Raw genomic sequence first — 26,600 nt, forward strand, 5'->3', positions numbered from 1 at the left:
CAACATCGAAACGCAAGTTCACCCGCCCGACGGGGTCTGGGTCATCGTGCCGGCCTATCACGAGGCGTCCGTCATCGCCGACGTCGTCGCCGGCGTGCGCGCGGTCTTCCCGAACGTCGTGGTCGTCGACGACGGAAGTCGTGACGACACCGCCGCGCTGGCGCTTCGGGCCGGCGCGCATGTCGTCACCCACCCGGTGAACCTCGGCCAGGGTGCCGCCATCCAGACCGGGGTGGAGTACGCGCGACAACGCCCCGGCGCCCGCCTGTTCGTCACCTTCGACGCCGACGGCCAGCACCGGGTCGCGGACGTCGTGACGATGATCAACCGGATGTCGGAACCGGACCGTCCCGACATCGTGATCGGCACGCGGTTCGCGCACGGTCCGGCGACGCAGATCCCGTGGCTCAAGCGGGCGATCCTGCGGACCGCGGCCGCCGTGAGCCCCGCCAGTCGCCGCCTCGGGCTGACGGATGCGCACAACGGCCTTCGGGTCTTCAACCGCACGGTGGCCGACGGACTGAACCTGACGATGAACGGCATGAGCCACGCCAGTGAGTTCATCTCGCTGATCGCCGAGAATCGCTGGCGCGTGGCCGAGGTGCCGGTGGAGATCCTGTACACGGACTATTCGATGTCGAAGGGACAGCCGCTGCTCAACGGCGTCAACATCGTCTTCGACGGATTTCTGCGCCGGAGGATGCCCCGATGAACTGGATTCAGGGTCTGCTGATCGCCGCGGTGGTGCTGCTGCTGCTCTATCTGCTGCGCTCACGCACCAGTGCCAAGACCCGCGCCTGGGTCAAGGTCGGTTATCTGCTCTTCGTGGTGACCGCGATCTATGCGATCCTGCGCCCCGACGACACCACGGTGGTGGCGAACTGGCTGGGTGTGGCACGCGGCGCCGACCTGATCGGCTACGTCCTGATCATCGTGTTCATCTTCACGACGATGAGCACCTACATGCGCTTTCGGGATCTGGAGCTCAAGTACGCCCGACTGGCGCGCGCGGTGGCGCTGCAGAACGCGCAGGAGCCGGGGTCCGAGCCGTCCTGACGGGTTCAGCGCCCGTGCACGCGGAAGTACTCCACGGTGCGCTGCACGCCCTCGGCCAACTCGACGCGGGGACGCCAGCCCAGCACCTGCTCGGCGCGGCTGATGTCCAGGCAGGACCGCTTGAGGTCACCGAGCCGCGGGGGGTGGAACTCCGGGTCGTCGGGCGCGCCCGCGGCCTTGGCCACGGCCGTGTGCAACTCACGGTCCGAGGTCTCCACTCCGGTGCCGACGTTGAAGCGCAAGCCGCTGCCCGCCCCGCCTGAGGCCTTGACGAACGCGTCCACGACGTCGTCGACGAACACGTAGTCACGGGTGTTCGAGCCGTCGCCGAAGACCTTGGTGGGCCTGCCCTCGAGCAGCGCCTGGGCGAAGATCGCGACGACGCCGGCCTCACCGTGCGGATCCTGCCGCGGTCCATAGACATTGGCGGGCGCGATGTGCGAGCAGTCCAGGTCGTACAGGTGCCGGAACGTGTTGAGGTAGATCTCGCCCGCGACCTTGCCCGCGGCGTAGGGCGAGTGCGGGTCGGCGGGCACGGCCTCGCCGGTCGGAAACTCGGTGGGGACGCCGTAGATGGATCCGCCCGAACTGGTGTGCACGATCTTGCGCACCCCGGCCCTGCGCGCCGCCTCGGCGAGGCGGACCGTGCCCAGCACGTTGACCGAGGAGTCGAACTGCGGATCGGCCACCGAATGCCGGACGTCGATCTGCGCCGCGAGGTGGAACACCACCTCCGGGTGGTACTCGGTCAGGATCGCGTCGAGGTCGGCGGTCACGATGTCGGCCTCGGCGAAGAAGAACTCGGGCTCGTCGGAGAGGTGCTCGATGTTGGTGGCCCGGCCGGACGCGAAATTGTCTAGTCCCACGACGGAGTGGCCGTCCGCCAGCAGCCTGTCCACCAGGGTGGAACCAATGAAGCCGGCAGCGCCGGTGACCAGTGCACGCATCCGCTCCAATCTACCCAGGTATGAATGCAGGGTGCGTGCCCGTTCCGTCGCTGTGATCGCCGCCACCCTGATCGGGGTGGCCCTGGCGGTCCGCGGCGTCCTCGCGTTCGGGGGCTATTTCTACTGGGACGACCTGATCCTGGTGGGCCGGGCCGGCACACAGAACCTGCTCTCGACGGGCTACCTGTTCGACGATCACGACGGCCACGTCATGCCCGGCGGGTTCCTGCTGGGCGGCCTGATCACGCGCGCCGCGCCGCTGGTCTGGTTCTGGCCCGCGGTCTCGCTGGTGGTGCTGCAGCTGCTCGCCTCGCTGGCCCTGCTTCGTACGCTGCACCTGATCCTGGGCTGGCGCCCCGTCCTGCTGGTGCCGCTGGTGTTCGCGTTGTTCACCCCATTGGGCGTGCCGGGCTTCGCGTGGTGGGCCGCGGGCCTGAACTCCCTTCCCCTTCTGACCGCGCTGGCCTGGGTGTGCGGCGATGCGATTCTGTTGGCCCGCACCGGCAATCAGCGCTATGCGGTGACGGGCACGCTGGTGTACTTCGGCGGCCTGCTGTTCTTCGAGAAGGCCGCGGTCGTCCCGTTCGTCGCGTTCGCCGTGGTGGCCCTGCTGTTCCACGTGCAGGGACAACCGCGGCCACTCGTGACGGCGTGGCGGCGCGGGGCGCGGTTGTGGACGTCGTCGTTGGCCCTGACAGCGGCGTGGGTGGCGCTCTACCTGGTGGTGGTGGACCAGCAGCGGTGGAGTTGGGATCTGTCGATGACGTGGGATCTGTTGAGCCGCTCCTTCACCCACGGCATCGTGCCGGGACTCGTCGGCGGGCCCTGGACGTGGCAGCGCTGGGCGCCGGCCTCACCCTGGGGGGTGCCGCCGACGACCGTCATGGTGCTGGGTTGGGCGGTACTGGCCGCGGTCGTGGCGCTCACGCTCTGGCGCAAACAGCGGATCGGCCCGGTGTGGCTGGTGGCGCTGGGTTACGCGGTGGCCTGCCAGATCCCGATCTATCTGATGCGCTCCTCACGGTTCACGGCGTTGGAGTTGGCGCAGACCCTGCGTTACCTGCCGGATCTGGTGGTCGTGCTGACGCTGTGTGCCGCGGTCGGACTGTGCGCCCCCAATCGCCCGGGCAGCGCGTGGTTGGACGCCTCGCGGCGCCGTACGGTGCTGGTGACGGCGGCGGTCGCGGCCTTCGTGGTCAGCAGCCTGTACTCCACATCGACGTTCCTGACCAGCTGGCGGGACAACCCGACCAAGTCCTACCTGCAGAACGCCCGGGCCAGTCTTGCTGGCGCACAGCAGATTTCGGACGCACCGCTCCTGGACCAGGAGGTCGACCCGATGATTCTGCAGCGGGTGGCGTACCCGGAGAACCTGGCCAGCCATATGTTCGCGCTGTTGCGTGAGCGACCCGACTTCGATGCGTCGACGACGAAGCTGCGCATGTTCGACTCGGCCGGAGACCTCGTCGACGCCAACGTCACCTGGGTGCGGATGATCGCGCCGGGCCCGACTCCGCACTGCGGCTACCTGACCCAGCCCGACAGCCCGGTTCGGATGCCGCTGGACGGCCCACTGCTGCCCGCGGACTGGACAGCCGAGATCAATTACCTGGCCAACAGCGAGGGGTCGATGGTGCTCACGCTGGACGACGGGGTGCCGGCCAAGGTGCCCGTCCACCCCGGACTCAACCGGGTCTACGTGCGCCTGCCCGGCGCCGGCCACGCGATCACGGCACAGGCGGCAACCGCCGCGCTTTCGGTGTGTCTGGCTTCGGGTCCGGTGGGCCATCTGGCTCCCGCCCGCTGACGAATCGGCGAGACGCCGGAGGAAACCACGTCAGGACGATCGCCAGCGCCGCGGTGACCGTGAGGCTCCAGGTCATCGCCCTGGTGAACGCTGCGTGCCGGAAGCTGTGTCACAGTACTTCGTATGACTAACTTGCGTGACGAGGGTCTCAACGTCTTCCGGGAGCTGCTGCCCGGCATCCTCCCCGACGACCTCCCCAACGAGAAGGTCAGCTTCGGTAAGGGCTTCGCCAACGAGCTGATGGAGATCGGCATCGAAGGCATCTTCGGGCGGCTCTGGAGCCGTGAGGGCCTGGCCCGCCGGGATCGCAGCCTGGTCACCCTCGGCATCCTCATCGCGCTGGGCGCCGAAGACGAGCTGGAGTCACACTTCCGCATCGCCAAGCAGAACGGGCTCACCGACGAGGAGTTGGCCGAGGTGGTCTACCACTCCTCGGGCTATGCGGGCTTCCCGGCGGCCAACACCGCCAAAGCCGCGGCGCTGCGCGCCCTCAAACCTGCCACCCCCTGACGGCGGGCGCCCAAGTCTGTACGGGGACACGCCGCAGTCAGGCGTACCAACCCGCACGCTCGCGGGTGGTGGGAAAGGTGGAGCCGCCTGGGGGAATCGAACCCCCGACCTATTCATTACGAGTGAATCGCTCTGCCGACTGAGCTAAGGCGGCGTGCCCGGAGCACCGGGCCCAGGAGAGTCTACAGGTCGCTGCGGAGTGCTTGACCCACGGTGGCCACCATGGCGTCGACGGCGAACTTCGGCTTCACGTTGACCGCCAGCGCCTCCCGGCATTCGAGCACGGCCTCGATGCAGCGCAGCAGCCGATCCGGGGAGGCGTGGTCGGCCATCGCGGCCACCTTCTCCGCCATGTCCGGGTGGTTGGCCGTGATCCCGACGCTGCCCGTCGACACCATCAGGGCGTCCCGGAAATAGCTCGCCAGGTCGATCAGCGCGCGGTCCAGCGCATCCCGGGAGGCTCTGGTCTGCCGGGACTTCTGCCGCTTCTCCAGATCCTTCATCGCGCCCGCGGCGCCCCGCATGGTGCCCGCGGTGCCCTTCCCGGTGCCGCCCGCACCGAGGGCGGTCCGCAACTCCTCGGTCTCGACTTCGTTGCGGCCCTCGGTGAGCGCCTTGGCCTCCGCTTCGGCCGCCGCCACGAGCTCCTCGGCCGCGGCGTACGCGCGCGACGGGGTGGCGGCGTCGCGCGCCAGGCCCAGCGCGCGCTTGCGCCGATCCCGCGCCTCGGGGTCCGTCGCCAACCGGCGGGCCCGGCCGACGTGCCCGCCGCTGACCGACGCCGCCCACCGGGCCTCATCGGGGCTGAGCCCGTCGGTGTCCATCAGCACCCCGGCGATGGCCTCGGGCGGCGGCGTCACCAGCGCCACATGCCGGCACCGGGACCGCAGGGTGATCGCGATGTCCTCGGGGTCCACCGACGGTGCGCACAACAGGAACACCGTCGACGGCGGCGGCTCCTCGACAACCTTAAGCAGGGCATTGGCCGCGCCCTCGGTGAGACGGTCGGCGTCCTCGATCACGACGATCTGCCAGCGGCCGGTGCTGGGACGCCGGGACGCGGTCTGCACGATCGCGCGCATCTCGCTCACACCGATCGACAGACCCTCGGGAATGACGCGGCGGACATCGGCGTGGGTGCCGGCCATGGTCGTCGTGCAGTCCTTGCAGCTTCCGCAGCCGGGGGTTCCGGACGATCCACACTGCAGTGCGGCCGCGAAGCACAGCGCGGCCACGGACCGGCCCGACCCCGGCGGACCGGTGATCAGCCAGGCATGTGTCATAGTTCCGGCCGTCATCGGACTGTGAGTCTCGTCACCACGGGCCGCCACTGCGGCCGCCACCAACTCCGCCTCGACGGCGTGTTGGCCCACCAATCGCGTGAAAACCCCGGACACCGGTCAAACAGTAGTGGTCGCGGCCGACACGGCGGTCCAACAGGCGAGATGTGGGGTTCGGATTGGTCGGCCCCGACCGATACGGTTAACGGGTGACCACCGGGGAGGCGCCACGCGGACGGATCAGCGCATTCGTCCGCTGGGTGGTGCGTACCCCGTGGCCGGTCTTCACCCTCGGCATGGTGCAGGCCGACATCATCGGCGCGCTGTTCGTCCTCGGCTTCCTGCGGTTCGGCCTGCCGCCGCAGGATCGCATCCAACTCCAGGATCTGCCGCGGCTCAACCTCGCGATCTTCCTGGCCTACCTGCTGGTGTCGTTCGCGATCGGTGCGTACGTCAGCCTGCGCCTGCTGGTGCCGGTGTTCCGGTGGCAGCGCCGCGACGGCCTGCTCACCGACTCCGACCCGCAGGCCACCGAGTTGGCCCGCACCCGCGCCCTGCGGATGCCCATCTACCGCACCGCCATCAGCCTGACCAACTGGTGCCTCGGCGCGGTCGTGTTCATCGCGGCCAGCTGGCCCGTGGCCGGCCATTCCGCGCCGGTCCTGGCGGTGGCCACGGGGCTGGGCGCCACGGCCACCGCGATCATCGGCTACCTGCAGTCCGAGCGCGTGCTGCGCCCGGTGGCGGTCGCGGCCCTGCGCGGCGGTGTGCCGGAGAACTTCAGAGCGCCCGGCGTGATCCTGCGTCAGGTCCTGACCTGGGTGCTGAGCACCGGTGTCCCGCTGCTGGCGATCGTGCTCGCGGTGGTGGCCAGCAGATACTCCTTCCTGCGGGCCTCGGCCGATCAGCTGGTCACCCCGATCCTGCTGATGGCGCTGGCCGCCCTCGGGATCGGCTTCGCGGGCACGGTACTGGTGGCGATGTCGATCGCAGACCCCCTGCGCCAACTGCGGTGGGCGCTCGGCGAGGTGCAGCGCGGCAACTACAACGCCCACATGCAGATCTACGACGCCAGTGAACTGGGCCTGCTGCAGGCCGGCTTCAACGACATGGTGCGCGATCTCTCGGAGCGGCAACGCCTGCGCGACCTGTTCGGCCGCTACGTCGGCGAGGACGTCGCCCGCCGCGCACTGGAGCGCGGCACCGAGCTGGGCGGGCAGGAGCGCGACGTCGCGGTGCTGTTCGTCGACCTCGTCGGCTCGACACACCTGGCCGCGACGCGTCCGCCCGGCGAGGTGGTCAGCCTGCTCAACGAGTTCTTCCGGGTGGTCGTCGAGGTCGTCGCGCGCCACGGCGGATTCGTGAACAAGTTCCAGGGTGACGCGGCGCTGTGCATCTTCGGCGCCCCGATCGAGCATCCCGACGCCTCCGCGGCCGCCCTGGCCGCCGCCCGCGAGCTGCACGACAACCTGCTGCCGGTCCTCGGTGACTCCGAGTTCGGGATCGGCGTCTCCGCCGGACGCGCGATCGCCGGACACATCGGCGCGCAGGCCCGCTTCGAGTACACCGTGATCGGCGACCCGGTCAACGAGGCCGCCCGCCTGACGGAGCTCGCCAAGCTCGAACCCGGCCATGTGCTGGCCTCGGCGAGGGCCGTCAGCGATGCCGTCGACGCCGAGGCGCTGTGCTGGGATGTCGGCGAGATCGTCGAACTTCGCGGCCGCATCGCGCCGACGCAGCTCGCCCGGCCGGTGAATCTGGCGGTGCCGGAGGCGATGGCGAAGACCGAGGTTCCCTCGGTCGAGGCCTGATCCGGTTCAGATCCGGATCAGGCCTTCTTGGCGGGTGCCTTCTTGGCCGCCTTCTTCGCGGGCGCCTTCTTGGCCGCGGTCTTCTTGGCGGCGGCCTTCTTCTTCACCGGACCACGGGCACGCCGATCGGCCAGCAGTTCCGAGGCCCGCTCGTCGGTGATCGACAGCACGTCGTCACCCTTGCGCAGGCTCGCGTTGGTCTCACCGTCGGTCACGTACGGACCGAAGCGGCCGTCCTTGATGACCATCGGTTTACCCGACACCGAGTCCGTGCCGAGTTCGCGCAACGGCGGCGTTGCCGCACCCTGGCGGCCGCGACGCTTGGGCTCGGCGTAGATCCGCAGTGCCTCGTCGAGGTCGATCGTGAAGATCTGATCCTCGGTGGCCAGCGAGCGGGAATCCGTGCCGCGCTTGAGGTATGGGCCATACCGCCCGTTCTGCGCGGTGATCTCCTCGCCCGTCGCCGGGTCGACACCCACGACGCGGGGCAGCGACAGCAGCTTGAGCGCATCCTCGAGCGTCACGGTCTCGAGGTCCATCGAGCGCAGCAGCGAACCGGTGCGCGGCTTCGGACCCGTCGGCTTCTTGCCCTTCTTGGCCGGGCTGCCCGCTTCACCGTCATCGGGCGGTTCGGGCAGCACCTCGGTGACGAACGGGCCGAATCTTCCGTCCTTGGCGACGATTTCGTGACCGGTCTCCGGATCGATGCCCAGGCTGCGTCCACCCTGCGGGGTGGCGAACAGCTTCTCGGCCAACTCGAGCGTCAGTTCGTCGGGCGTCAGGTCGTCGTTGAGGTTGGCCCGCTGCGGGGTGAGCTCGCCGTCCTCACCGATGACCATGCGCTCCAGATACGGACCGTTGCGGCCGACCCGGACGTTGATCGCGCGGCCCTCGTGATCATCGAAGAGCTTGATGGAGTTGACTTCTCGCGCATCGATGCCTTCGAGGTTGCCACCCACCAGCTGTTTGAGACCACCGGAGCGCGCGATCGAACCCTCGACACCGTGCTCGCCGCCGAAGTAGAAGTTGGACAGCCAGTTGGTGCGCCGCTCCGACCCGGACGCGATCTCGTCGAGTTCGTCCTCCATGGCCGCGGTGAAGTCGTAGTCCACCAGCCGCGCGAAATGCTGCTCCAGCAGGCCGATCACGGCGAAGGCCACCCAGGACGGCACCAGGGCACTGCCCTTCTTGTGCACGTAGCCGCGGTCCTGAATGGTCTTGATGATCGACGAGTACGTCGACGGCCGGCCGATGCCCAGCTCCTCGAGCGCCTTGATCAGCGAGGCCTCGGTGTAGCGGGCCGGGGGGTTGGTGGCGTGGCCGTCGGGGGTCAGGTTCTCGGCACGGACCTGCTGACCCTGCCGCAGGTTCGGGAGGCGCCGTTCGGCGTCGTCGGCCTCACCACCGGCGAGTTCGTCGACGGTCTCGACGTAGGCCTTCAGGAAACCCGGGAACGTGATGGTGCGACCGCTTGCGGCGAAGGTGACCTGCTGACCGGATTCGGCCTGCCCGCTGATCCGCAGGCTCAGGGTGGTGCCGCGCGCGTCGGCCATCTGGGATGCGACGGTGCGCTGCCAGATCAGCTCGTAGAGCCGGAACTCGTCGTTGTCCAACTCACGCCGCACCGCGTCGGGCGTCGCAAAGGTGTCACCCGCGGGACGGATGGCCTCGTGGGCCTCCTGGGCGTTCTTGACCTTGCGGGTGTACTGGCGGGCCGTCGGATAGACGTAGTCCTCGCCGTAGAGCTGGCGGGCCTGGTTGCGCGCCGCGTTGATGGCCGACTCCGACAGCGTCGTCGAGTCGGTACGCATATAGGTGATGTAGCCGTTCTCGTACAGCCGCTGCGCGATGCTCATCGTGCGCTCGGAGGAGAAGCGCAGCTTGCGGCCCGCCTCCTGCTGCAGCGTCGAGGTCATGAACGGCGGGTACGGCCGGCGGGTGTAGGGCTTCTCCTCGACCGAGGCCACCGACAGCGACGCGCCGCGCAGCCCCGCGACCAGCGCGCCGGCGCTGGACTCGTTGAGCACCACGACCTCGTCGGGCTTGCGGACCGCACCGAGCGAGTCGAAGTCACGGCCCGTGGCCACCCGCTGCCCGTCGACGTTGACCAGGCGCGCGGTGAACACCGGCGGCGCAGCGGTCGGGTCGGAGACACTGGCGTCGAGTTCGGCGACGATGTCCCAGTAGGCCGCGCTGCGGAACGCCATGCGCTCGCGTTCGCGCTGCACGATGATGCGGGTCGCGACCGACTGCACTCGGCCCGCGCTCAGCTTCGGGGCGACCTTCTTCCACAGCACGGGCGAGACCTCGTAGCCGTAGAGCCGGTCCAGGATGCGGCGGGTCTCCTGCGCGTCGACGAGGTCGATGTCCAGTTCGCGCGGGTTCTCGGCGGCCGCGCGGATCGCGGGCTCGGTGATCTCGTGGAACACCATGCGCTTGACCGGGACGCGGGGCTTCAGCGTCTCCAGCAGGTGCCAGGCGATGGCCTCACCCTCGCGGTCACCGTCCGTCGCCAGATAGAGCTCGTCGACGTCCTTGAGCAGGCCCTTGAGCTCGGTGACGGTGCCCTTCTTGTCCGGGCTGACGATGTAGAGGGGTTCGAAGTCCGCGTCGACGTTGACCCCGAGGCGGGCCCACGGCTCGGATTTGTACTTGGCGGGCACGTCGGCCGCGGCCCGCGGCAGGTCACGGATGTGCCCTCGTGACGACTCCACGATGTAGTTCGAACCCAGGTAACCGGCGATTTTGCGCGCCTTGGTGGGCGACTCGACAATCACGAGCCGTCGGACGCTGCCATTGCCGTCATCGCCAGCCAACTGCGGTTACGCTCCTACTTCATTCATCGCCGTGCAGGGCCCCCATCCCTGCGGGCAACTGCCAATTTTGCATTGTGGGCCCTTGGACGCAAACTGACTTCCCCGTGAAGCATTGTCATACACGGGGCCACTGAGAAAACGCTTCGACATCACCGGGCGGTTCCCCCACGTTCTCTACCAGGCGTAACAGGCGTCGACGGCCGCTTATCCGCAACGCGGGCCGGGTGCCGCGGGTTCCAATGAGAGTGGGCGCGATTCCCACCCGCATCAGTGCCGAAGCAAGCGGTGAATGCGTGTCGGGCGCGTGCGGGTCCAGCCCCAGCAGATACCGGTCCCCGTCGGCGTACCCGGCCGCCAGCGTCCAGGCCCGCAGTTCCCGCGAGCCCGGCAGCCAGTCCTCCGGCACGGTCTTGACCGCGCCGCGGGTCCAGGCGCGCGCCATGGCGACCAGACGCGGTTCGACGCCGGTGCGCACCAGCGGGGTGTCCTCATCGGTGCGGGCGATCTCCGGCTGCAGCCCAGCGTCCTCGATCATCTCGGCCAGACCCGTCGCCCGCCACGGCCGATCCACCACCACCGACAGGCGAGCACCGAAGCCCTGCGAGCCCTCGGGAGCGGCCACGAGCACGATCTGTCCCGACGCGGCCAGCAGCCCCGAGAGATCGGCGACCGCAGGCGGCACCGACTCCGCAGAGAAGAAGGACAACTGGCTCACGACACGACACTAAGGCAGACAAAACGCCCCGGGCGGTAGGAACCGCCCGGGGCGCTTGTTGTCAGCTGAAAACTCAGACGGCGCGCACGCCGGTGGCCTGCGGCCCCTTGGGGCTCTGGCCGACCTCGAACTCGACGCGCTGGTTCTCCTCGAGGGTGCGGAAGCCCGAACCCTGAATCTCCGTGTAGTGGACGAACACGTCAGCGGAGCCGTCCTCGGGAGCGATGAAACCGAAGCCCTTTTCCGCGTTGAACCACTTCACAGTTCCCTGTGGCATCTTCCGATCTTTCCTTACTTTCCTACCGGGTGCGGTGCACCACCGTTGCGGAACACCGGGCCCGTTGTGACCGCACATCCTTCGCAGGAACCGCGACCGCAACGTCGATCCTGCGAGAGCGTTGCACACCACACAGAAGCTGCGACCTCCCACATCAAATCATGATCAGAGCGTCCGCGACAGTCTCGTTGCAACGTTCTGGTGAACAATTACGGATGTGACGGCGAATTTCGGCAGCGAACTGCTCGCTGCGGCCCTTACGGGCAGCGGAAGCCCCGTCGGAGCCCCCGTCGGCTTGGTCGACGACCCCATCCGGCACATCGCCGAACTGCCTGCTCAGGACGGTGTGACGGCACCCTGGCCGGACTGGGTCGACGCCGATGTCGTGGCCGCGTTCACCGAGCGCGGGGTGCGGGCGCTGTGGTCACACCAGGCCACGACGGCCCAGCACGCCCACGACGGCAGACACGTCGTGGTGGCCACCGGCACCGCGTCGGGAAAGTCGCTGGCCTATCAGGTGCCGATCCTGACCGCACTGGCACAGGACCCGCGGGCCCGCGCGCTCTACCTGTCGCCGACGAAGGCCCTCGGACACGATCAGCTTCGCGCCGCGCACGCGCTGACCACCGCGGTCCCGCGCCTGGCCGACGTCGGCCCCAGCGCCTACGACGGGGACACCCCCAGCGAGATCCGCCGGTTCGCGCGGGAGCGGTCGCGCTGGCTGTTCTCCAACCCGGACATGATCCACCTGTCGATGCTGCGCAATCATGCGCGGTGGGCGGTGTTCCTGCGGGGGCTGCGCTACATCGTGGTCGACGAGTGCCACTACTACCGCGGCGTGTTCGGGTCGAACGTGGCGATGGTGCTGCGGCGCCTGTTGCGGTTGTGCGCGCGGTATTCGGGCTCCCCGACCGTCATCTTCGCCAGTGCCACCACCGCCTCTCCGGGTGAGACGGCGTCCGAGCTGATCGGGCAGGCCGTCATCGAGGTGACCGAGGACGGCTCGCCACGGGGCGCGCGGACCGTCGCGCTGTGGGAACCGCCGCTGCGGACCGATGTCACCGGGGAGCACGGCGCCCCCGTGCGCCGGACCGCGGGTTCGGAGGCCGCCCGCGTGATGGCCGATCTGGTCGCCGAGGGCGCGCGAACCCTGACCTTCGTGCGGTCGCGCCGCGGCGCCGAGCTGACCGCCCTGGGTGCCCGGTCCCGCCTCGAGGAACGCGCGCCGCACCTGGTCGAACGCGTCGCGTCCTACCGCGCGGGATATCTGGCCGAGGACCGACGCGTGCTCGAACGGGCGCTGGCCGAGGGTCAGCTGCTGGGCGTGGCCACCACCAACGCGCTCGAACTCGGCGTCGACATCGCGGGGTTGGACGCGGTGGTGCTGGCGGGTTTCCCGGGCACCGTGGCGTCGTTCTGGCAGCAGGGCGGGCGGTCCGGGCGACGCGGTCAGGGCGCTCTGATCGTGCTCATCGCGCGGGACGACCCGCTGGACACCTATCTGGTGCACCATCCGGCCGCGCTTTTGGACCGGCCCATCGAGCGCGTGGTGATCGACCCGACCAACCCCTACGTGCTGGGCCCCCAGCTTCTGTGCGCGGCCACCGAGCTGCCCCTCGAGGACACCGAGGTGCGGACCTGGAACGCCGAGATGGTCGCCGAATCGCTGGTGGACGACGGTCTGCTGCGGCACCGGTCGGGGCGGTACTTCCCCGCACCGGATGTGGATCCGCATCCCGTCGTCGACATCCGCGGCGCCGGGGGGCAGGTCGCGATCGTCGAGTCCGAGACCGGGCGCCTGCTCGGCGGGGTCGGTGCGGGGCAGGCGCCGGCGACCGTGCATCCGGGCGCGGTGTACCTGCATCAGGGGGAGACCTACGTCGTCGACGCCCTGCAACTCGAGGACGCGGTGGCGTTCGTGCACGCCGAGGATCCCGGCTACACCACCTACGCCCGGGAACGCACCGACATCGCGGTGACCGGTGAGGGTGACCGCATCGACCTGGGCGAGGTGACCCTCGGCCTGGTGCCCGTCGACGTCTCGCACACCGTGATCGGTTATCTGCGCCGGACCCTGGCCGGCGAGGTGATCGACTTCGTCGAGTTGACGATGCCCACCCAGACGTTGTCGACCGTGGCGGTGATGTACTCCATCACTCCGGAATTGTTGGCGGAGAACGGAATCGAACCCTTGGCGACACCGGGGGCGCTGCACGCCGCCGAGCATGCGGCGATCGGTCTGCTGCCACTGGTGGCCAGTTGTGACCGCGGGGACATCGGCGGGCTGTCCACCCCGATCGGACCCGAGGACGGGCTGCCCACGGTCTTCGTCTACGACGGCCATCCCGGAGGTGCGGGGTTCGCCGAGCGTGGATATCGGCAGGCCGCGACCTGGCTGGGGGCGACCGCCGACGCGATCGAGGCCTGCGAATGCCCGCAGGGCTGCCCGTCGTGCGTGCAGTCACCCAAATGCGGCAACGGAAACGACCCGTTGGACAAGACCGGCGCGGTCAGGGTGCTGCGCACCGTGCTCGCCCAACTGGGGTGACGACCGACCCCTCGAACGGTCGACCTCCCAGGGGGCGGTCAACAGCGGACGCTTGGACCGCCGCGCGTGAACCGAGGCGACCGAGCGTCCTCCGAACGTACCGCGACAATCGATGCTGTGCAACCGCTCAACATTGCTGGCTTGAGATCACTGGCCCCTGACGGTGGCCGACGCGGTGCGCGCCCGTTGCTGCGCGCTGCTTCGCGGGCTGTTGTCCCCGCTCAGTAAGATCAGCCGACATGGGCCATGAGTGGCTGCTGGTGGAGACGCTGGGCAGTGAACCCGCCGTCGTCGCGCGGGGACGTGAGTTGGCCGACCTCGTCCCGGTCCGGTCCATGCTGCGCCGCAGTCCTGATCTCGCGGCGGTTCAGACGGCCATCAGCGAGACCGTCACGTCGGGGACCAGCCTGGCCAGCATCAACCCCAAGGGCAGTCGGGTGATCTGCACCGAACCGGTCCGGATGACCGACGGCACGGTGCACGGCGTCCACGTCTGGGTGGGCCCCAAGGACACCGAACCGCCCGAACGCGCCATGCCGGGCCCGCTGATCTGGAACCTGACCACCGGACTGGCCACCGACACCGTGCAGTCGCTGCTCAACAGCGGCCTGGACCCCGACACCGACGTCAGCCGAAGCCGCGCGTTCGCCGACGATCTGCCCGACCGCAACCTCAGCCCCATGGAGGCGCGGGCACTCGCCAGAGCCGGCGAGGCCACACCGGGCACCACCTACTGCAACGTCTGGAACGTCACCGACGAGGACGGCCAGCCCATCTCGGTCGGGTTCGTGGTTCGGGTCAACCTCGAACGCGTCGAGGGTGGGTCGCAGCACCGCATCGCCCGGGCGATGAACTGGCGCGCCTCTACCCCGTGACCGGCCCCGCCCTGGCGGCCGCGCGGGCGACACCGAGCATCGCCGGCGCCTCGACCCGCACGATGACGTCCAGGCCGTCGGCCTGACAGTCGACGACGGCGGTCGCCATCGCCGTCGCGAGGTTGCGGCCCCGCGCGCAGGCGAATTCCGGCCCCGACGGCAGCGCACCGGCGGCGGCCAGCGCCGCCAGGTCCGCGGCGGCCTGCGCCCGATGCCGGGCCAGCACGGCCGAACCGAGTTGGGCACCGCCCACCGTCGCCACCATGAACGCCAGCATCACCAGCGCTGCGGCCACGCTCGCGGCCCCGGCATCATCGCGACATCGACGGCTCCACGGCCGAGACGGCGTGCGCCCGGATCGGGATGCCCGGCAGCAGTGCGTGCCGCGCCGTGACTGTGGCGATGACGAACCCGCCGTCGCGGCGCAGGTGCACCTCGGCCCCCGACGGCGCCACCGACAGCGCCGTCGCGGTGGCCGCGGCCCCGTCGCCGAGGGCCGCCAACCGGGCGGCCTCCCGCGCGGCGTCGGTGCACCGCGCAGCGGAGATGATCGCGGTGACACCGCTGAGGCACAACACCGCGACGACCACCAGCGCCGCCAGCGCCAGCGCGGCCTCGACCGTGCCCATACCGGCATCGCCGCTCAGACAGCGGTGTTCAGCGCGCGATTGATCAGGTTGGTCAGGGCACCGACGATCGAGTCCCCCGTCACGACGCTGTAGAGGATCGCCCCGAACGCCGCGGCCGCGATCGTCCCGATGGCGTACTCCACCGTGGACATGCCGCTCTCGTCGACGGCCAGCAACACCAACCTGCCCTTGAGCACCCGTAATCTGTTCTCGTTCACTGCTTTTCCCCTCTCCTTGAACTGTCACATCAACCCTGAACCCAGGACGTCTCCGGCCAGACCGGCCACCACCGGCACGATCCCCAGGCATACGAATGCGGGCAGGAAGCACAGGCCCAACGGACCTGCGATCACCACCGAGGCGCGTTGCGCGGCGGCCTCGGCGCGATGCCCCGTCTCCTGCCGGGACTGCTCGGCGAGTTCTGCCACGCCGGCCGCAAGCGCACCACCCGACGAGGAGGACCGCCGCGCCAACCGCAACAGTGCCGTCGACGACTCGTCGAGCGATTCGCCCGGCCGAGGCGCCCACGCGGTCGCGGGATCCGCGCCGACGGCAAGCAGATCCGCGGCGCGCCGCAACAGGCCGGCCAGGGCGGGTGGTGCGGACGGTGCCGTCGCTCGCGCCGCAGCGGCGACGGCAAGGCCGGAGGTGAGGCAGACCGCGAACACGTCCAGGCTCGCGGCGACGGCCAACGGATCCTCGGCCCGCCGGACGACCCGACCGGATTGTCGCTGCACCTTCGGGATCCGGGCGTCCCGACCACTCAGAATCAGCGCGACCGCCAAGGCCAGCGCGGCGATGATCACGCCGAACCCGTGATGTGATCCGCCCAGACCAGTCCGCAGCACACCAAGGCCACCCCGACCAGCAGGAACCATCCCCCGGCGCCGCGATTCAGCAGAAATGCCACCGGGTGCGCACCCATGAGTTGACCGAGCACCAGACCGAGGACGGGGAGTCCGGCCAGAATGGCGGCGGTCGCGCGGGCGCCGGCCATGCCGGCTTCGACACGGGCAACGAATCGCTGCCGTTCGACGATGTCGCGCTGCGCCGCGCGCATCAGTGTCGCGATCGCCAGCCCGTGATCGACCGCGAGCCGCCAGAACACCGCCATCCGCTCCCAGTCGGCCGCACGCGCGGACGTGGCTGCGGCGCAACGCAGTCCGGCAGGCACATCCGCGCCGAGCAGGGCCCTGGCCGCGACTCCTCGAAACGCCGCGGCCACCACGCCGTGGGACTCCCGAGCCGCGACGACGAACGCCTGCACAGGGTGGGCGCCGACCCGCAGTTCGGACACCAGCACGTCCAACGCGGCCTCCATGCTGTGCGCATCCCGCGCGGCACGACGGCCGGCGGCGCGGCGCCGGATCCGCGTCGAGACCGTCAAGGCCAGCAGGGCGCACGCAACCCCGGCGAGGACTCCGCCCGTCGCGGTCCCCGCGGCGATGAGGGCCCCCCATCCCACGATCTGCGCTCCCCGCGTCGACCGGACGCGCCGTGTGACCGGCACCAACCGGCGTCCCGGCCGTGCGGGTACGGCGACCATGACGGCGGCGAGTGTCAGCGCCGCGGTGGCCGCGCCGATCACGAGCCCATCCTCGCGGCCACAACCGCCTCGTAGTCCTCTGCGGCAGAGGTGAATCCGCGGTCGGCATGCCACGCGGTGACGACCTCGCTGTGGTCCGTGCCAGCGCTGCGGCGCAGCAGCGCGACCTCGGCCAGGCGGCGACGCCCGTCCCGCTGGCGGTCGACGTGAAGCACCACCTGGACCGCGGCGCTCAGCTGGCTGTGCAGGGCGGCACGTTCGAGGCCGCCCGTCGCGGCCAACGCCTCGAGCCGTGCCGGGACCTCGGCGGCGCTGTTGGCGTGCACGGTTCCCGCGCCGCCGTCGTGTCCGGTGTTCAGCGCCGCCAGCAGGTCGACGACTTCGGCACCACGCACCTCCCCGACGACGATGCGATCCGGGCGCATTCGCAGCGCCTGCCGGACAAGCTGGCGCAGGGTGATCTCACCGGCCCCTTCGATGTTGGGGCCGCGCGACACCAACCGGACGACATGCGGGTGGGCGGGAGCCAGTTCGGAGGCGTCCTCGACGCATACGATCCGTTCGGCCGGGTCGACCGCCCCGAGCATCGCGGACAGCATCGTCGTCTTGCCCGCGCCGGTGCCGCCGGAGATCAGGTACGCCAGGCGCGCGGCGACGGTCTGGCGCAGCAGGCGCAGCGCCTCGGGCCTGATGGCGCCCGAGGCCGCCAGTCCGTCGAGTGTCTCGGTGGCCGGGCGCAGCACCCGCAGTGAGATGCAGGTCCCCTCCACAGCGATCGGTGGCAGCACGGCATGCAGCCGCACCGCGGCGCCACCGGCGGCCAGTCCGGTAAGCACGCCGTCGACCCAGGGTTGGGCATCGTCGAGCCGACGGCCCGCGGCCAGCGCCAGACGCTGCGCGAGGCTGCGCACCGCAGCGTCGTCGGCGAACCGGATTGCGCTGCGGCGAAGCCGGATTCCGTCGTCGTACCACACCGAGTCCGGGCCGCTGACCAGTACGTCGGTGGTGCCCGCCGCGCTGAGCAGCGGCTCGAGCGCACCCGCACCCGTCAACTCGGTCTGCAGCACCCGCATGGTGGCCAGCACCTCGGTGTCACCGACGACGCCGCCCGTCTCGGCGCGGATGGCCGCGGCCACCTGCGTGGGACGCAGCGGTGTGGACTCGGCCGCCAGCCGCTCGCGCACCCGGTCGATCAGTGACGCGGTCATGCGGCCACCGCGGCCCGGCGGCGCCCGGGCAGCACATCCCAGACCCGGTTCGCCGCCGACGCCAGGGGTGAGCGCGGTTTCAGCGTCAGGCCGCCGCGTTCGAGCCGCTCGGCCAGCAGAGGCTCGGGCCGCATCGATGCCAGCAGCGGAAGCTCCGCGATTGCGGCGACGTCGGTCGCGCGCAGCCCGCCCGGCGCCGGTCCGCGCACCACCAACCCGACATTGGGGTTGATCGCCGCGACAGCCGGGGCCAGGGCGGCGGTGGCGGCGCACGATCGGATGTCGGCGGGGCAGACGACGACCACAAGGTCGGCGGACCCCAGAGCGACGACGGCGGCATCGGACAGGTGCCGCGGGAGGTCACAGACCACCGCGGCCCCGCCGCGCCGGCCCGCGTCGATGACCGCCTCGGCGGCACCAGGGTCGGGGTCGCCGCCGCGACGAGCCCCGGACAACACGGCGACGGCACCGGCCGAGGGCAGCGCCTGCCGGAGCGCATCCCAGCTGACCCGGCCGGACTTGACCGCGAGGTCAGGCCAGCGCAGACCGGTGGCGGCCTCGGTGCCCAGCAGCAGGTCCAGACCACCACCGCACGGATCCAGGTCGACCAGCAGGGCCGGCGCGCGAAGCGCCAGGGCCGCCGCGAACACCGACGCCCCCGCACCGCCGCGGCCGCCGACGACCGCGACCACCTCACCGCTGGCCGCATCGGCACGCACGGCCGCATGCGCACCCGACGACAGCGCCGCGACCAGTTCTCCCGCCGCCCCGGGGAGCTGCAGGACCGCCTGGGCGCCGATCGCCATGGCGGCCCGGAAATCCTCATCGCCGGGTTCGGTCCCGGTCACGACGTAGACATCCGATCGTCGTGGAAGCGGGTCGCGGAACCGGCGTGCCGTCTCGGTGTCGAGCACGACGGCCAGTGCCGCCGACCATCCCGCACGGGTCAGCGCGGCGGGCCCGGACACCCTCACGGTGCGCAGGCCCACAGCGGCTGCGACCGCGTCGACCTCGTCACTCAGCGAAGAATCGTCCAGCAGAACTGCTATCGAACCCGTGTCGGCACTCACTCAGTCACAGTGCGACCCGCGTGATCCGCGACGCCACTGCGGCACACCGAATTGTGGATTGGCACCAGATTGTGGACAACGCTTTGCGCGTTAGTCGAAAACAGGATTCCGCAACTCTCGAATGCGTTAGCGGAGCAGTTCAGGAAACACCTGTAGATAAGGGACGACCCCCGCCAGGGGGGGAGGAGGCGAGGGTCGTCGTGTATCAGCCCCGGGGGGTCGGGCTGATACACACCCGGCCATAAGCCGAGTAATACTCACTATACACATGTAACCGCGCACTAGCGCAAGTCCCGACACGAGATGGGTCAGCTGACCAACACTGAAGAATTGCAGCGTACGACAGGTGGCTTGATCTGCCATTTTGAGCATCGCCACAGAAAATGTCAGAGCCGCCCTATCCTGGCCTACGTGACCGCCCCCGTTCCGGACCACACGGCCGTCAATTTCGCGCACTCCGGACCCCCGAATGACTCCCCGCAACGCACTGCCGCGTTCTTCGATCTGGACAAAACCGTCATCGCAAAGTCCAGTACGCTTGCGTTCAGCAAACCCTTCTTCGCCCAGGGTCTGCTCAATCGACGGAGTGTGCTGAAGTCGAGTTACGCCCAGTTCATGTTCCTGATGTCGGGCGCCGACCACGATCAGATGGACCGCATGCGGTCCTACGTGACGAGTATGTGCGCAGGCTGGGACGTCGAGCAGGTCAAGGCCGTCGTCGCCGAGACGCTGGACGAGATCATGACACCGCTGGTGTTCGCGGAGGCGGCCAACCTGATCGCCGACCACAAGCTGTGCGGCCGCGACGTGGTGATCGTGTCGGCGTCGGGCGAGGAGGTGGTCGCGCCGATCGCGCGCGCACTCGGCGCCACCCACGCGATGGCCACGCGCATGGTCGTGGAGGACGGCAAGTACACCGGCGACATCGCCTTCTACTGCTTCGGCGAGAACAAGGCCCAGGCGGTTCGCGAACTCGCGGCGCGCGAGGGCTACCCCCTCGAGCACTGCTACGCCTACTCGGACTCGATCACCGACATCCCGATGCTCGAGTTGGTCGGGCACCCCGCCGTGGTCAATCCCGACCGCACCCTGCGCAAGGAGGCCGCGGGCCGGGACTGGCCCGTGCTCACGTTCTCCAACCCCGTGTCGCTGCGGGATCGCCTGCCGGCGCCCTCGGGAGCGGCCGTGGCCACGACCGCCGCGGTGGGGGTCAGCGCACTCGCCGCGGGTGCGCTGACGTATTCGCTGCTGCGCCGGTTCGCATTCCGCGACTGACGTCGGCGAGGCGCCCGAACCCCCGATCAGGTAACGATCCGAAATCGGCTTTCCAACACGACCGGATTTTGTACTTGATGTGACCGGGGTCACGGAGTACAAAGGAAGCACGGAAGCCCGACGAGGCCAAGATCGACCCGGAAGAGAAGGACCGATCTCCCGAAGGCGGGCGACCCAGCACGGTACCGGGCACCCACGCGGAGCCGAAGCCGCGATAGAGGCAGAAGTGTTGCGGGCCTGCGTAATTGGCGAAAAGCGAGCGGAGATGTCAACCCTTTGGGTGGGGTGACATCCGAAGCGCATCCCAAACACGCCGAGGCCAACCCACGCAGCCCAACGTCGCACGCTTGGTAACCGGCTACCGTGCTAGCGGGCGGCGATCCGAGTCATTCGGGGCGCCGCCCGCTTCGCATGTTCAGGGCTTCTCCTCGGCGCTCTCCGACTTGCCCGCCTGGTCCTTGGAGTCCGCGATCGACAGCGCCTCGCGGGCGCCGGCCTGCATTGCTCGACAGCTCAGCAGCAGCCACTCGGTCAGACCCTTCTCGGTTCCCGACGCGAATCCTTCGGCGGCCTTTCGATAGTCGGCGGCACGGCGCATCCAATGCACCTCCGGCACGCCGAGGCCGTGCGGGTCGAGCCCCGTCGCGATCGTCACCAGCCGAGCCACCGCGCGGGCCACCACGCCGTCGGCGCTTCCGAATGGGGACAGCGCCAGCAGCTCGCCGTGCGCCACCGCCGCCAGCACGGGCGCCGGGACCGCACTGCCTCCGGTGACCAGTCGGGACATCAGGTCGAGGCGCGCCGAGATCTCCGGGGAGACGCGAGGCCGACCCAACTGCTCGTCATCGACGAGATCGGCGGCGGCCAGCGAGTGCAGTTTGGCCAGCGCCTGCAGCGGGGCCCTCCGCCAGACGCCGACCAGCGTTCCGCTGCCGCCCTCGAGCGCCTGCGCCACCCGCAGCGCACCGGCGAACACCGGATCGCTGGCACTGTCCTCGTCGAGTTGGAGCGCACCGCCGTCGAGCACCGACGACGCGCGCGCCGCCCGGAGTGAGGCCTCGGCGGCGGTCACGGGCCATCCGCGCAGGTTGGCGCGGTGTCGGTGGGCGCGGCCCAGCGCTTCGCGGGTCTGCTCGGCGGCCTCGGCGACACCGGGGAGCGCCAGCAGCGGGGCGAGCGGATCAGCGGTCACGGCGGCTCACGTTACAGCGCGCGGTCCGCGCCGGGAATCGCCTCCAGCAGTCGACGGGTGTACTCGTCGCGAGGAGCGGTGAACACGGCCTCGGTGGACGCCGACTCCACGACGCGCCCCCCGGACATCACGATCACGGTGTCGGCCACCTGCCGCACCACCGCCAGGTCGTGGCTGATGAACAGGTACGTCAGGCCCAGTCGGCGCTGCAGATCGGCCATCAGGTCCAGAATCTGCGCCTGCACGATCACGTCGAGCGCCGAGACCGCCTCATCCCAGACCACGAGTTCCGGACGCAGCGCCAGCGCCCGCGCGATGGCCACCCGCTGCCGCTGGCCGCCCGACAGTTCGCGCGGTCGCCGATCCATGGTCGCGGCGGGCAGTGCGACCTCGTCGAGCAGTTCGGCGACGCGCTGCCGGCGCTGGCCGCGGTCGCCGACGCCGTGGATGCGCAGCGGTTCCTCGATCGCCTGCCGGACCGAGTGGCGGGGGTCGAGGCTGCGGTAGGGGTTCTGGAAGACAGGCTGCATACGCCGCCGCAGCGCCAGTTCGCCTGCGCGGTCGGTGGCCGCGACGTCCATGCCGTCGAACCTGACCCGCCCGGAGGTGGGTTTGAGCAGACCGAGCACCATGCGCGCCAGAGTGGTCTTGCCCGAACCGGATTCGCCGACGACGGCCAGGGTGGTGGCCTTGGGCAGCCGGAACGAGACCGAGTCCACCGCGACGTGCTCCTGGGGCCGGCGGAGCAGACCACCGCCGGTCCGGAAGACTTTGGTGACCTCGGTGGCGACCAGGAGATCGTCGCCGGGTGGGTGCTCGACGACGTGCGGCGCCGCGGACCGTGCGGTGAGCGCGGGAGCCGAGGCCACCAGCCGCTTGGTGTAGTCCTCGCTGGGGTGACGCAGGATCTGCTTCGCGACACCGGTTTCGACGGTGCGGCCGCGGTACATGACGACGACGCGGCTGGCCCGTTCGGCGGCCAGCGCCAGGTCGTGGGTGATCAGCAGCACCGCGGTGCCCAGTTCGGCGGCCATCTGCTGCAGGTGGTCGAGCACCTGCCGCTGCACCGTCACATCCAGTGCCGATGTCGGTTCGTCGGCGATCAGCACGCGCGGTCGCCCCGCCAGGCCGATCGCGATCAGCGTCCGCTGACACATCCCGCCCGACAGCTGGTGGGGGTACCGGCGCGCCTGCACCGCGGGATCGGGCATGCCGACGTGGCCGAGCAGCTCGACCGCCCTGCGACCGGCCTCGCTGCGCTCGCCGATATTGTTGGCGCGCAACGCCTCACGGACTTGGAATCCGATCCGCCAGACGGGGTTGAGATTGGTCACCGGGTCCTGCGGCACATACCCGATGCCGGTCCCGCGGATGGCCCGCATGCGGAACTGGTCGGCGCCGGTGATGTCGGCGCCGGCGAATTCGATGCGGCCGCCGACGATCCGCCCGCCCGCGGGCAGCAGTCCCAGCACCGCGGCGGCCATGGTCGACTTGCCGGACCCCGACTCCCCCACCACCGCGACGGTCTCCCCGGCATGGACGGTCAGGGTCGCAGCACTGACGGCGGGTTCGTCGGCGCCGAACCGCACCGCGAGATCGGTGATGCTCAACACGGGTTCTGTCATGCGCGCCAACCCATCCGGCCGCGGTACCCCGGATCGAGGGCGTCCCGCAGGGCGTCGCCCATCAGCATGAACGCCAAGACCGTCAGTGCCAGCGCACCCGCGGGGTAGAACAGGACGGCCGATCCGGACCGCAGCCTGCTCTGCGCGGCGTTGATGTCCCCGCCCCACGACACCACCGACGGCGGCAGCCCCACCCCGAGGTAGGACAGCGTGGCCTCGGTGACGATGAAGACGCCGAACGCGATCGTCGCGACCGCGATCACCGGGCCCAGCGCATTGGGGACCACATGACGGACCAGGATGCCGAACCGATGCAGCCCCAGTGCCCGGGCCGCGGCCACGTAGTCGGCCTCTCGGACCTGCAGCACCGACCCGCGGGCGATGCGGGCGACCTGCGGCCACCCGAACACGGCCAGGATCGCGATCACCGTCCACACCGTGCGGTGCTGCATCACCTGCATCAGCACGATCGCCGCGAGCAGCAGGGGGATGCCGAAGAACACGTCGGCCAGTCGGGACACCACGGCGTCGAGCCACCCGCCGTAAAACCCGGCCAGCGCGCCGAGTACACCCCCGACCAGCAGCACCGCGGTCGTCGCCCCCAAGCCGACCAGCACCGAAGCCCGCGCCCCGTAGATGGTGCGGGCGTAGACGTCATGCCCCTGCAGATCGGTGCCGAACCAGTGCGCCGCCGAGGGGCCCAGAAGACTCTCGTCGGGGTTCGCGTACTGCGGGTCGATGCTGGTGAACAGACCGGGGAACGCGGCCACCACCACCACCAGCAGGATCAGCGCGCCCGCCACCACGAACTGCGGACGGCGCAGGAGATCAGGCATGAGCGGCCTCCCGGATCCGCGGATCGAGCGCCGCATACAGCAGGTCGACCAGCAGATTCGCCAGCAGGTAGACCATGACCAGCACCGTCACGATCGACACCACGGTCGGCGCCTCCTGCCTGGTCACGGCCTGGTACAGCGCGCCGCCGATGCCGTGGATGTTGAAGATGCCCTCCGTCACGACGGCACCGGCCATCAGTGCGCCGAAGTCCGCGCCCAGGAAGGTCACGACGGGGATCAGCGAATTGCGCAGGATGTGCACGGTGACCACCCGCGGCCGGGACAACCCCTTGGCGGTCGCGGTGCGCACATAGTCGGCGACGGCGTTCTCGGCGACCGCCGAGCGGGTCAGGCGTACGACGTAGGCGAATGACACCGACCCCAGGACGATGCCGGGCAGCAGCAGGCGCCCGAGGGTGGCCTGGTCACCGACTGTCACCGGGGCGATGCCCAATCGGACGCCGAACACGAACTGGGCCAGGAACCCGAGGACGAAGATCGGTATCGCGATGATCACCAGGCTGGCCAGCAGCACGCTGGCGTCGAACCACCCACCGCGGCGCAGTCCGGCGACCACGCCGAAGGCGATCCCGAAGACGGTCTCGACCACGAGTGCCACCAGGGCCAGGCGCAGCGTCACCGGAAACGCCTGTGCCAGAACGTCACGAACCGGCAGACCCGAGAACGAGGTGCCGAAGTCGCCGCGCACGATGTTGCCCAGATAGCGCAGGTACTGCAGCCAGAACGGGTCGTCGAGGTGGTACTGCGCGCGCAGTTGGGCCACGACCGCGGGGCTGAGGGGGCGGTCGCCGCCCAGGGCGACGATCGGGTCCCCGGGCAGCAGGAAGACCATGGCGTAGATCAGCAGCGTCGCCCCGAGGAACACCGGGATCATCGCGAGGGTGCGACGCGCGATGAACGCAGCCCAGTAGCCACCCATAACCGGCCCAGCCCTCAGTCGGTGCCGGCGGCCTTGGCGATCCGCTCGTAGTCGGGCAGGCCGTTCCACGCGATCGCCACGTCACGGACCGCGTCGGAGTGCCCGGCGGCGTTGATGTAGTCCCACAGCGGAATCACCGGCATATCCCTGAGCAGGATCTGCTGGGCGTCGTTGGTCAGCACGTAGGACTCCTCGAGCGTGGGCGCGGCCTGCGCGACGGTCAGCGCCCCGTCGAAGTCCCGTTTGGAGTAGTCGACGTCGTTGGATCCCGCGCCGGTCACGAACAGTGGTTCGAGGAATTCGAGCATCGAGGGGTAGTCGCCCTGCCACCCGGCCCGGAACGCGCTGTCGATGGTGCGGTTGGTGATCTCGGTGCGCAACTGTGCGAAGGTCGGCATCGGCGCGCCGACGGCGTCGACGCCGAGGGTGTTCTTGATGCTGTTGGCCACCGCGTCCACCCATTCCTGATGGCCGCCGTCGGCGTTGTAGGCGATGGCCAACTGACCGCGCCACGGTGCGATCGCCTCGGCCTGGGCCCACAGCTGTTTGGCGCGCTGCGGGTTGTAGTCCAAGGCGTCGGATCCGGGCAGATTGGGATTGAATCCCGGCAGTGAGCTGGCGGTGAACTCCCTCGCGGGAGAACGGGCCCCGTGGAAGATCTGGTCGCAGATCTGCCGACGGTTGATCGCCGCCGACACCGCCAGGCGGCGCAGGCGGCCCTCCTCGCCGCCGAAATGGGGCAGCCGCAGCGGGATGTCGAGCGTCTGGTTCTGCGCCGTCGGGCCGCTGATCGCGCGGTCGGCGAGATCGTCGCGGTAGGTCGGCAGCGCGCTGCTGGGGATGGTGTCGAGCACGTCGAGGTTGCCGGCCTGCAGGTCCGCGTACGCGGTGTCCAGGTTGGCATAGAACACGAAACGCAGGCCCTTGTTGGCCGGCACCCGGTTGCCGCGGTAGTCCGGATTGGGCACCAGATCGATGCGGACGTTGTGCTGCCACGGATCTGAGCGCGCCAGCTGGTACGGGCCGTTGCCGACGGGATTGCGACCGAAGGCCTCCATGTCCTCGAAGGCCACGGGCGGCAGGGGGTAGAACGGTGTGAATCCCAGGCGCTGTTCGAAGTCGATCGTCGGCGCCTTGAGGCGCACCGTGAACTCGGTGTCGCTGACCACCGTCAGCCCCGACATGGTCGAGGCCGTCGGGTTGGGCGCGGCGACCTCGTCGTAACCGACGATGGGCGAGAAGAAGCTCTGCATCAACTGCGCGTTGGTGGTCAGCGCACCGTAGTTCCAGGCGTCGACGAACGACCGCGCGGTCACCGGGGAACCGTCGGTGAACTTCCAGTCGGGCTTGAGCCTGATGCGGTAGTTGACGTTGTCGGTCGTGTCGATGGACTCGGCCACCTCCAGTGAGGGCACGCCCTTGGCGTCGTAGGACATCAGTCCCGCGAACAACCGGTCCAGGATGCGCCCGCCGTTGGTCTCATTGGTGTTGGTCGTGAGCAGCGCGTTCTGCGGTTCACCGCCGTTGACGGTGACGAACCCGCTGTCGCCCGCATCGCCACCCCCGCAGGCCGAAAGCGTCAACACGCCGGTCAGCAGAACGGCCGCCAGGGCCATCACCGGGCGGATGCGACGCAC

General features: G+C 69.8%; 24 protein-coding genes, 1 tRNA gene and 1 pseudogene. 8 read left to right on the forward strand and 18 right to left on the reverse strand.

The genetic code is table 11. The annotated features are described in order from the left end of the window. The first annotated feature begins 4 nt into the window (after positions 1-4). Positions 5-712 (forward strand): polyprenyl-phospho-N-acetylgalactosaminyl synthase PpgS, encoded by a 708-nt coding sequence (gene ppgS / locus A5727_RS09895; protein ID WP_068248399.1) that lies wholly within the window; start codon positions 5-7, stop codon positions 710-712. Beyond that, positions 709-1,056, forward strand: coding sequence for a DUF2304 domain-containing protein (locus A5727_RS09900; RefSeq protein WP_068248402.1), 348 nt, complete (start codon positions 709-711; stop codon positions 1,054-1,056). The genes ppgS and A5727_RS09900 overlap by 4 nt, the downstream gene beginning before the upstream one ends. Positions 1,057-1,061: 5 nt before the next feature. Here the strand turns inward: A5727_RS09900 and A5727_RS09905 are convergent, their stop codons facing one another. Next, positions 1,062-2,003, reverse strand: a complete 942-nt coding sequence (locus A5727_RS09905) for a GDP-mannose 4,6-dehydratase (protein ID WP_068248483.1) — start codon at positions 2,001-2,003, stop codon at positions 1,062-1,064. Here A5727_RS09905 and A5727_RS09910 point away from each other — a divergent pair. Further along, positions 1,969-3,810, forward strand: coding sequence for a hypothetical protein (locus tag A5727_RS09910; RefSeq protein ID WP_197507633.1), 1,842 nt, complete (start codon positions 1,969-1,971; stop codon positions 3,808-3,810). The two genes, A5727_RS09905 and A5727_RS09910, sit on opposite strands and share 35 nt — an antisense overlap. A gap of 123 nt (positions 3,811-3,933) precedes the next feature. Then, on the forward strand, positions 3,934-4,320 hold the full coding sequence (locus A5727_RS09915; protein ID WP_157521312.1) for a carboxymuconolactone decarboxylase family protein: 387 nt from the start codon (positions 3,934-3,936) through the stop codon (positions 4,318-4,320). A 78-nt stretch (positions 4,321-4,398) separates the two neighbouring features. Here the strand turns inward: A5727_RS09915 and A5727_RS09920 are convergent. Next, positions 4,399-4,474 (reverse strand) — tRNA-Thr (locus A5727_RS09920). Between the two features lie 28 nt (positions 4,475-4,502). After that, the gene (locus A5727_RS09925) at positions 4,503-5,717 is read right to left on the reverse strand and encodes a DNA polymerase III subunit delta' (RefSeq protein WP_068248408.1); all 1,215 of its coding nucleotides are present in this window, start codon (positions 5,715-5,717) and stop codon (positions 4,503-4,505) included. A gap of 92 nt (positions 5,718-5,809) precedes the next feature. Between A5727_RS09925 and A5727_RS09930 the strand changes: the two genes are divergently transcribed. Further along, positions 5,810-7,411 carry an adenylate/guanylate cyclase domain-containing protein gene (locus A5727_RS09930; RefSeq protein WP_068248409.1) on the forward strand — a complete coding sequence of 534 codons (1,602 nt, stop codon included), beginning with the start codon at positions 5,810-5,812 and terminating at the stop codon, positions 7,409-7,411. Between the two features lie 17 nt (positions 7,412-7,428). On the opposite strand, the gene topA is transcribed toward A5727_RS09930, so the two are convergent. The 3 genes from topA to A5727_RS09945 all read right to left on the reverse strand — a co-directional run bounded on the left by topA (position 7,429) and on the right by A5727_RS09945 (position 11,219). Beyond that, the gene (gene topA, locus A5727_RS09935) at positions 7,429-10,227 is read right to left on the reverse strand and encodes a type I DNA topoisomerase (protein ID WP_068248410.1); all 2,799 of its coding nucleotides are present in this window, start codon (positions 10,225-10,227) and stop codon (positions 7,429-7,431) included. Between the two features lie 115 nt (positions 10,228-10,342). Then, on the reverse strand, positions 10,343-10,942 hold the full coding sequence (locus A5727_RS09940) for a hypothetical protein (RefSeq protein WP_068248412.1): 600 nt from the start codon (positions 10,940-10,942) through the stop codon (positions 10,343-10,345). A gap of 73 nt (positions 10,943-11,015) precedes the next feature. Continuing rightward, complete coding sequence (locus A5727_RS09945; protein WP_005138711.1) at positions 11,016-11,219, reverse strand: cold-shock protein; 204 nt, start codon at positions 11,217-11,219, stop codon at positions 11,016-11,018. Between the two features lie 217 nt (positions 11,220-11,436). Between A5727_RS09945 and A5727_RS09950 the strand changes: the two genes are divergently transcribed. After that, positions 11,437-13,767: a DEAD/DEAH box helicase gene (locus A5727_RS09950; protein WP_231992018.1), complete on the forward strand. Its 2,331-nt coding sequence runs from the start codon at positions 11,437-11,439 to the stop codon at positions 13,765-13,767. Between the two features lie 239 nt (positions 13,768-14,006). Further along, a complete protein-coding gene (locus tag A5727_RS09955; protein ID WP_068248415.1) occupies positions 14,007-14,642 on the forward strand; it encodes a PAS domain-containing protein in 636 nt (211 codons plus the stop codon). Here A5727_RS09955 and A5727_RS27435 read toward each other — a convergent pair. From A5727_RS27435 to ssd, 7 genes and pseudogenes are all read right to left on the reverse strand, one after another. Next, a pseudogene (locus A5727_RS27435) lies at positions 14,632-14,943 on the reverse strand (Rv3654c family TadE-like protein); the annotation flags it as partial. The gene A5727_RS09955 and the pseudogene A5727_RS27435 overlap by 11 nt on opposite strands. Before the next feature lie 10 nt (positions 14,944-14,953). Next, positions 14,954-15,271, reverse strand: coding sequence for a TadE family type IV pilus minor pilin (locus tag A5727_RS27440; protein ID WP_068248416.1), 318 nt, complete (start codon positions 15,269-15,271; stop codon positions 14,954-14,956). 14 nt (positions 15,272-15,285) lie between these two features. After that, the gene (locus A5727_RS09970) at positions 15,286-15,489 is read right to left on the reverse strand and encodes a DUF4244 domain-containing protein (protein WP_068248418.1); all 204 of its coding nucleotides are present in this window, start codon (positions 15,487-15,489) and stop codon (positions 15,286-15,288) included. Positions 15,490-15,513: 24 nt separating this feature from the next. Continuing rightward, a complete protein-coding gene (locus A5727_RS09975; RefSeq protein WP_068248421.1) occupies positions 15,514-16,077 on the reverse strand; it encodes a type II secretion system F family protein in 564 nt (187 codons plus the stop codon). Beyond that, positions 16,074-16,859 carry a type II secretion system F family protein gene (locus A5727_RS09980; RefSeq protein ID WP_231992019.1) on the reverse strand — a complete coding sequence of 262 codons (786 nt, stop codon included), beginning with the start codon at positions 16,857-16,859 and terminating at the stop codon, positions 16,074-16,076. Before A5727_RS09980 ends, A5727_RS09975 begins: the two co-directional genes overlap by 4 nt. Continuing rightward, positions 16,856-18,025, reverse strand: a complete 1,170-nt coding sequence (locus A5727_RS09985; protein ID WP_068248426.1) for a TadA family conjugal transfer-associated ATPase — start codon at positions 18,023-18,025, stop codon at positions 16,856-16,858. Before A5727_RS09985 ends, A5727_RS09980 begins: the two co-directional genes overlap by 4 nt. Continuing rightward, positions 18,022-19,065: a septum site-determining protein Ssd gene (gene ssd / locus A5727_RS09990; RefSeq protein WP_068248491.1), complete on the reverse strand. Its 1,044-nt coding sequence runs from the start codon at positions 19,063-19,065 to the stop codon at positions 18,022-18,024. Before ssd ends, A5727_RS09985 begins: the two co-directional genes overlap by 4 nt. A 441-nt stretch (positions 19,066-19,506) precedes the next feature. On the opposite strand from ssd, the gene A5727_RS09995 reads away from it, so the two are divergent. Beyond that, positions 19,507-20,370, forward strand: a complete 864-nt coding sequence (locus A5727_RS09995) for an HAD-IB family hydrolase (protein WP_068248427.1) — start codon at positions 19,507-19,509, stop codon at positions 20,368-20,370. A 415-nt stretch (positions 20,371-20,785) separates the two neighbouring features. Here A5727_RS09995 and A5727_RS10000 read toward each other — a convergent pair whose 3' ends face one another. Genes A5727_RS10000 through A5727_RS10020 form a run of 5 tightly spaced genes read right to left on the reverse strand, consistent with a single transcriptional unit; the run spans position 20,786 to position 26,579 of the window. After that, a complete protein-coding gene (locus tag A5727_RS10000; RefSeq protein ID WP_068248429.1) occupies positions 20,786-21,562 on the reverse strand; it encodes a Fic family protein in 777 nt (258 codons plus the stop codon). 11 nt (positions 21,563-21,573) lie between these two features. Next, positions 21,574-23,187: a dipeptide ABC transporter ATP-binding protein gene (locus A5727_RS10005; protein ID WP_068248431.1), complete on the reverse strand. Its 1,614-nt coding sequence runs from the start codon at positions 23,185-23,187 to the stop codon at positions 21,574-21,576. Beyond that, a complete protein-coding gene (locus A5727_RS10010; protein ID WP_082949717.1) occupies positions 23,184-24,059 on the reverse strand; it encodes an ABC transporter permease in 876 nt (291 codons plus the stop codon). Before A5727_RS10010 ends, A5727_RS10005 begins: the two co-directional genes overlap by 4 nt. Then, entirely contained in the window at positions 24,016-24,963 is a 948-nt protein-coding gene (locus tag A5727_RS10015; RefSeq protein WP_068248435.1) for an ABC transporter permease, read from the reverse strand. The genes A5727_RS10010 and A5727_RS10015 overlap by 44 nt, the downstream gene beginning before the upstream one ends. Positions 24,964-24,977: 14 nt before the next feature. After that, positions 24,978-26,579, reverse strand: coding sequence for a peptide ABC transporter substrate-binding protein (locus A5727_RS10020; RefSeq protein WP_068248492.1), 1,602 nt, complete (start codon positions 26,577-26,579; stop codon positions 24,978-24,980). Positions 26,580-26,600 lie beyond the last annotated feature (21 nt).

This window comes from Mycobacterium sp. ACS4331 (assembly GCF_001667265.1).
Taxonomy (GTDB): Bacteria; Actinomycetota; Actinomycetes; order Mycobacteriales; family Mycobacteriaceae; genus Mycobacterium.

What these genes read in the sequence shown, in the direction of transcription:
- A5727_RS10015 (WP_068248435.1), bottom strand. Translation starts at nt 24,963, where the DNA reads ATGGGTGGCTACTGGGCTGCGTTCATCGCGCGTCGCACCCTCGCGATG.
- A5727_RS10005 (WP_068248431.1), bottom strand. Translation starts at nt 23,187, where the DNA reads ATGACAGAACCCGTGTTGAGCATCACCGATCTCGCGGTGCGGTTCGGC.
- A5727_RS10010 (WP_082949717.1), bottom strand. Translation starts at nt 24,059, where the DNA reads ATGCGGCGCTCGATCCGCGGATCCGGGAGGCCGCTCATGCCTGATCTC.
- A5727_RS09900 (WP_068248402.1), top strand. Translation starts at nt 709, where the DNA reads ATGAACTGGATTCAGGGTCTGCTGATCGCCGCGGTGGTGCTGCTGCTG.
- A5727_RS09905 (WP_068248483.1), bottom strand. Translation starts at nt 2,003, where the DNA reads ATGCGTGCACTGGTCACCGGCGCTGCCGGCTTCATTGGTTCCACCCTG.
- A5727_RS27440 (WP_068248416.1), bottom strand. Translation starts at nt 15,271, where the DNA reads ATGGGCACGGTCGAGGCCGCGCTGGCGCTGGCGGCGCTGGTGGTCGTC.
- A5727_RS09915 (WP_157521312.1), top strand. Translation starts at nt 3,934, where the DNA reads ATGACTAACTTGCGTGACGAGGGTCTCAACGTCTTCCGGGAGCTGCTG.
- A5727_RS10020 (WP_068248492.1), bottom strand. Translation starts at nt 26,579, where the DNA reads ATGGCCCTGGCGGCCGTTCTGCTGACCGGCGTGTTGACGCTTTCGGCC.
- A5727_RS09985 (WP_068248426.1), bottom strand. Translation starts at nt 18,025, where the DNA reads ATGACCGCGTCACTGATCGACCGGGTGCGCGAGCGGCTGGCGGCCGAG.
- A5727_RS09945 (WP_005138711.1), bottom strand. Translation starts at nt 11,219, where the DNA reads ATGCCACAGGGAACTGTGAAGTGGTTCAACGCGGAAAAGGGCTTCGGT.
- A5727_RS09910 (WP_197507633.1), top strand. Translation starts at nt 1,969, where the DNA reads ATGAAGCCGGCAGCGCCGGTGACCAGTGCACGCATCCGCTCCAATCTA.
- A5727_RS09955 (WP_068248415.1), top strand. Translation starts at nt 14,007, where the DNA reads ATGGGCCATGAGTGGCTGCTGGTGGAGACGCTGGGCAGTGAACCCGCC.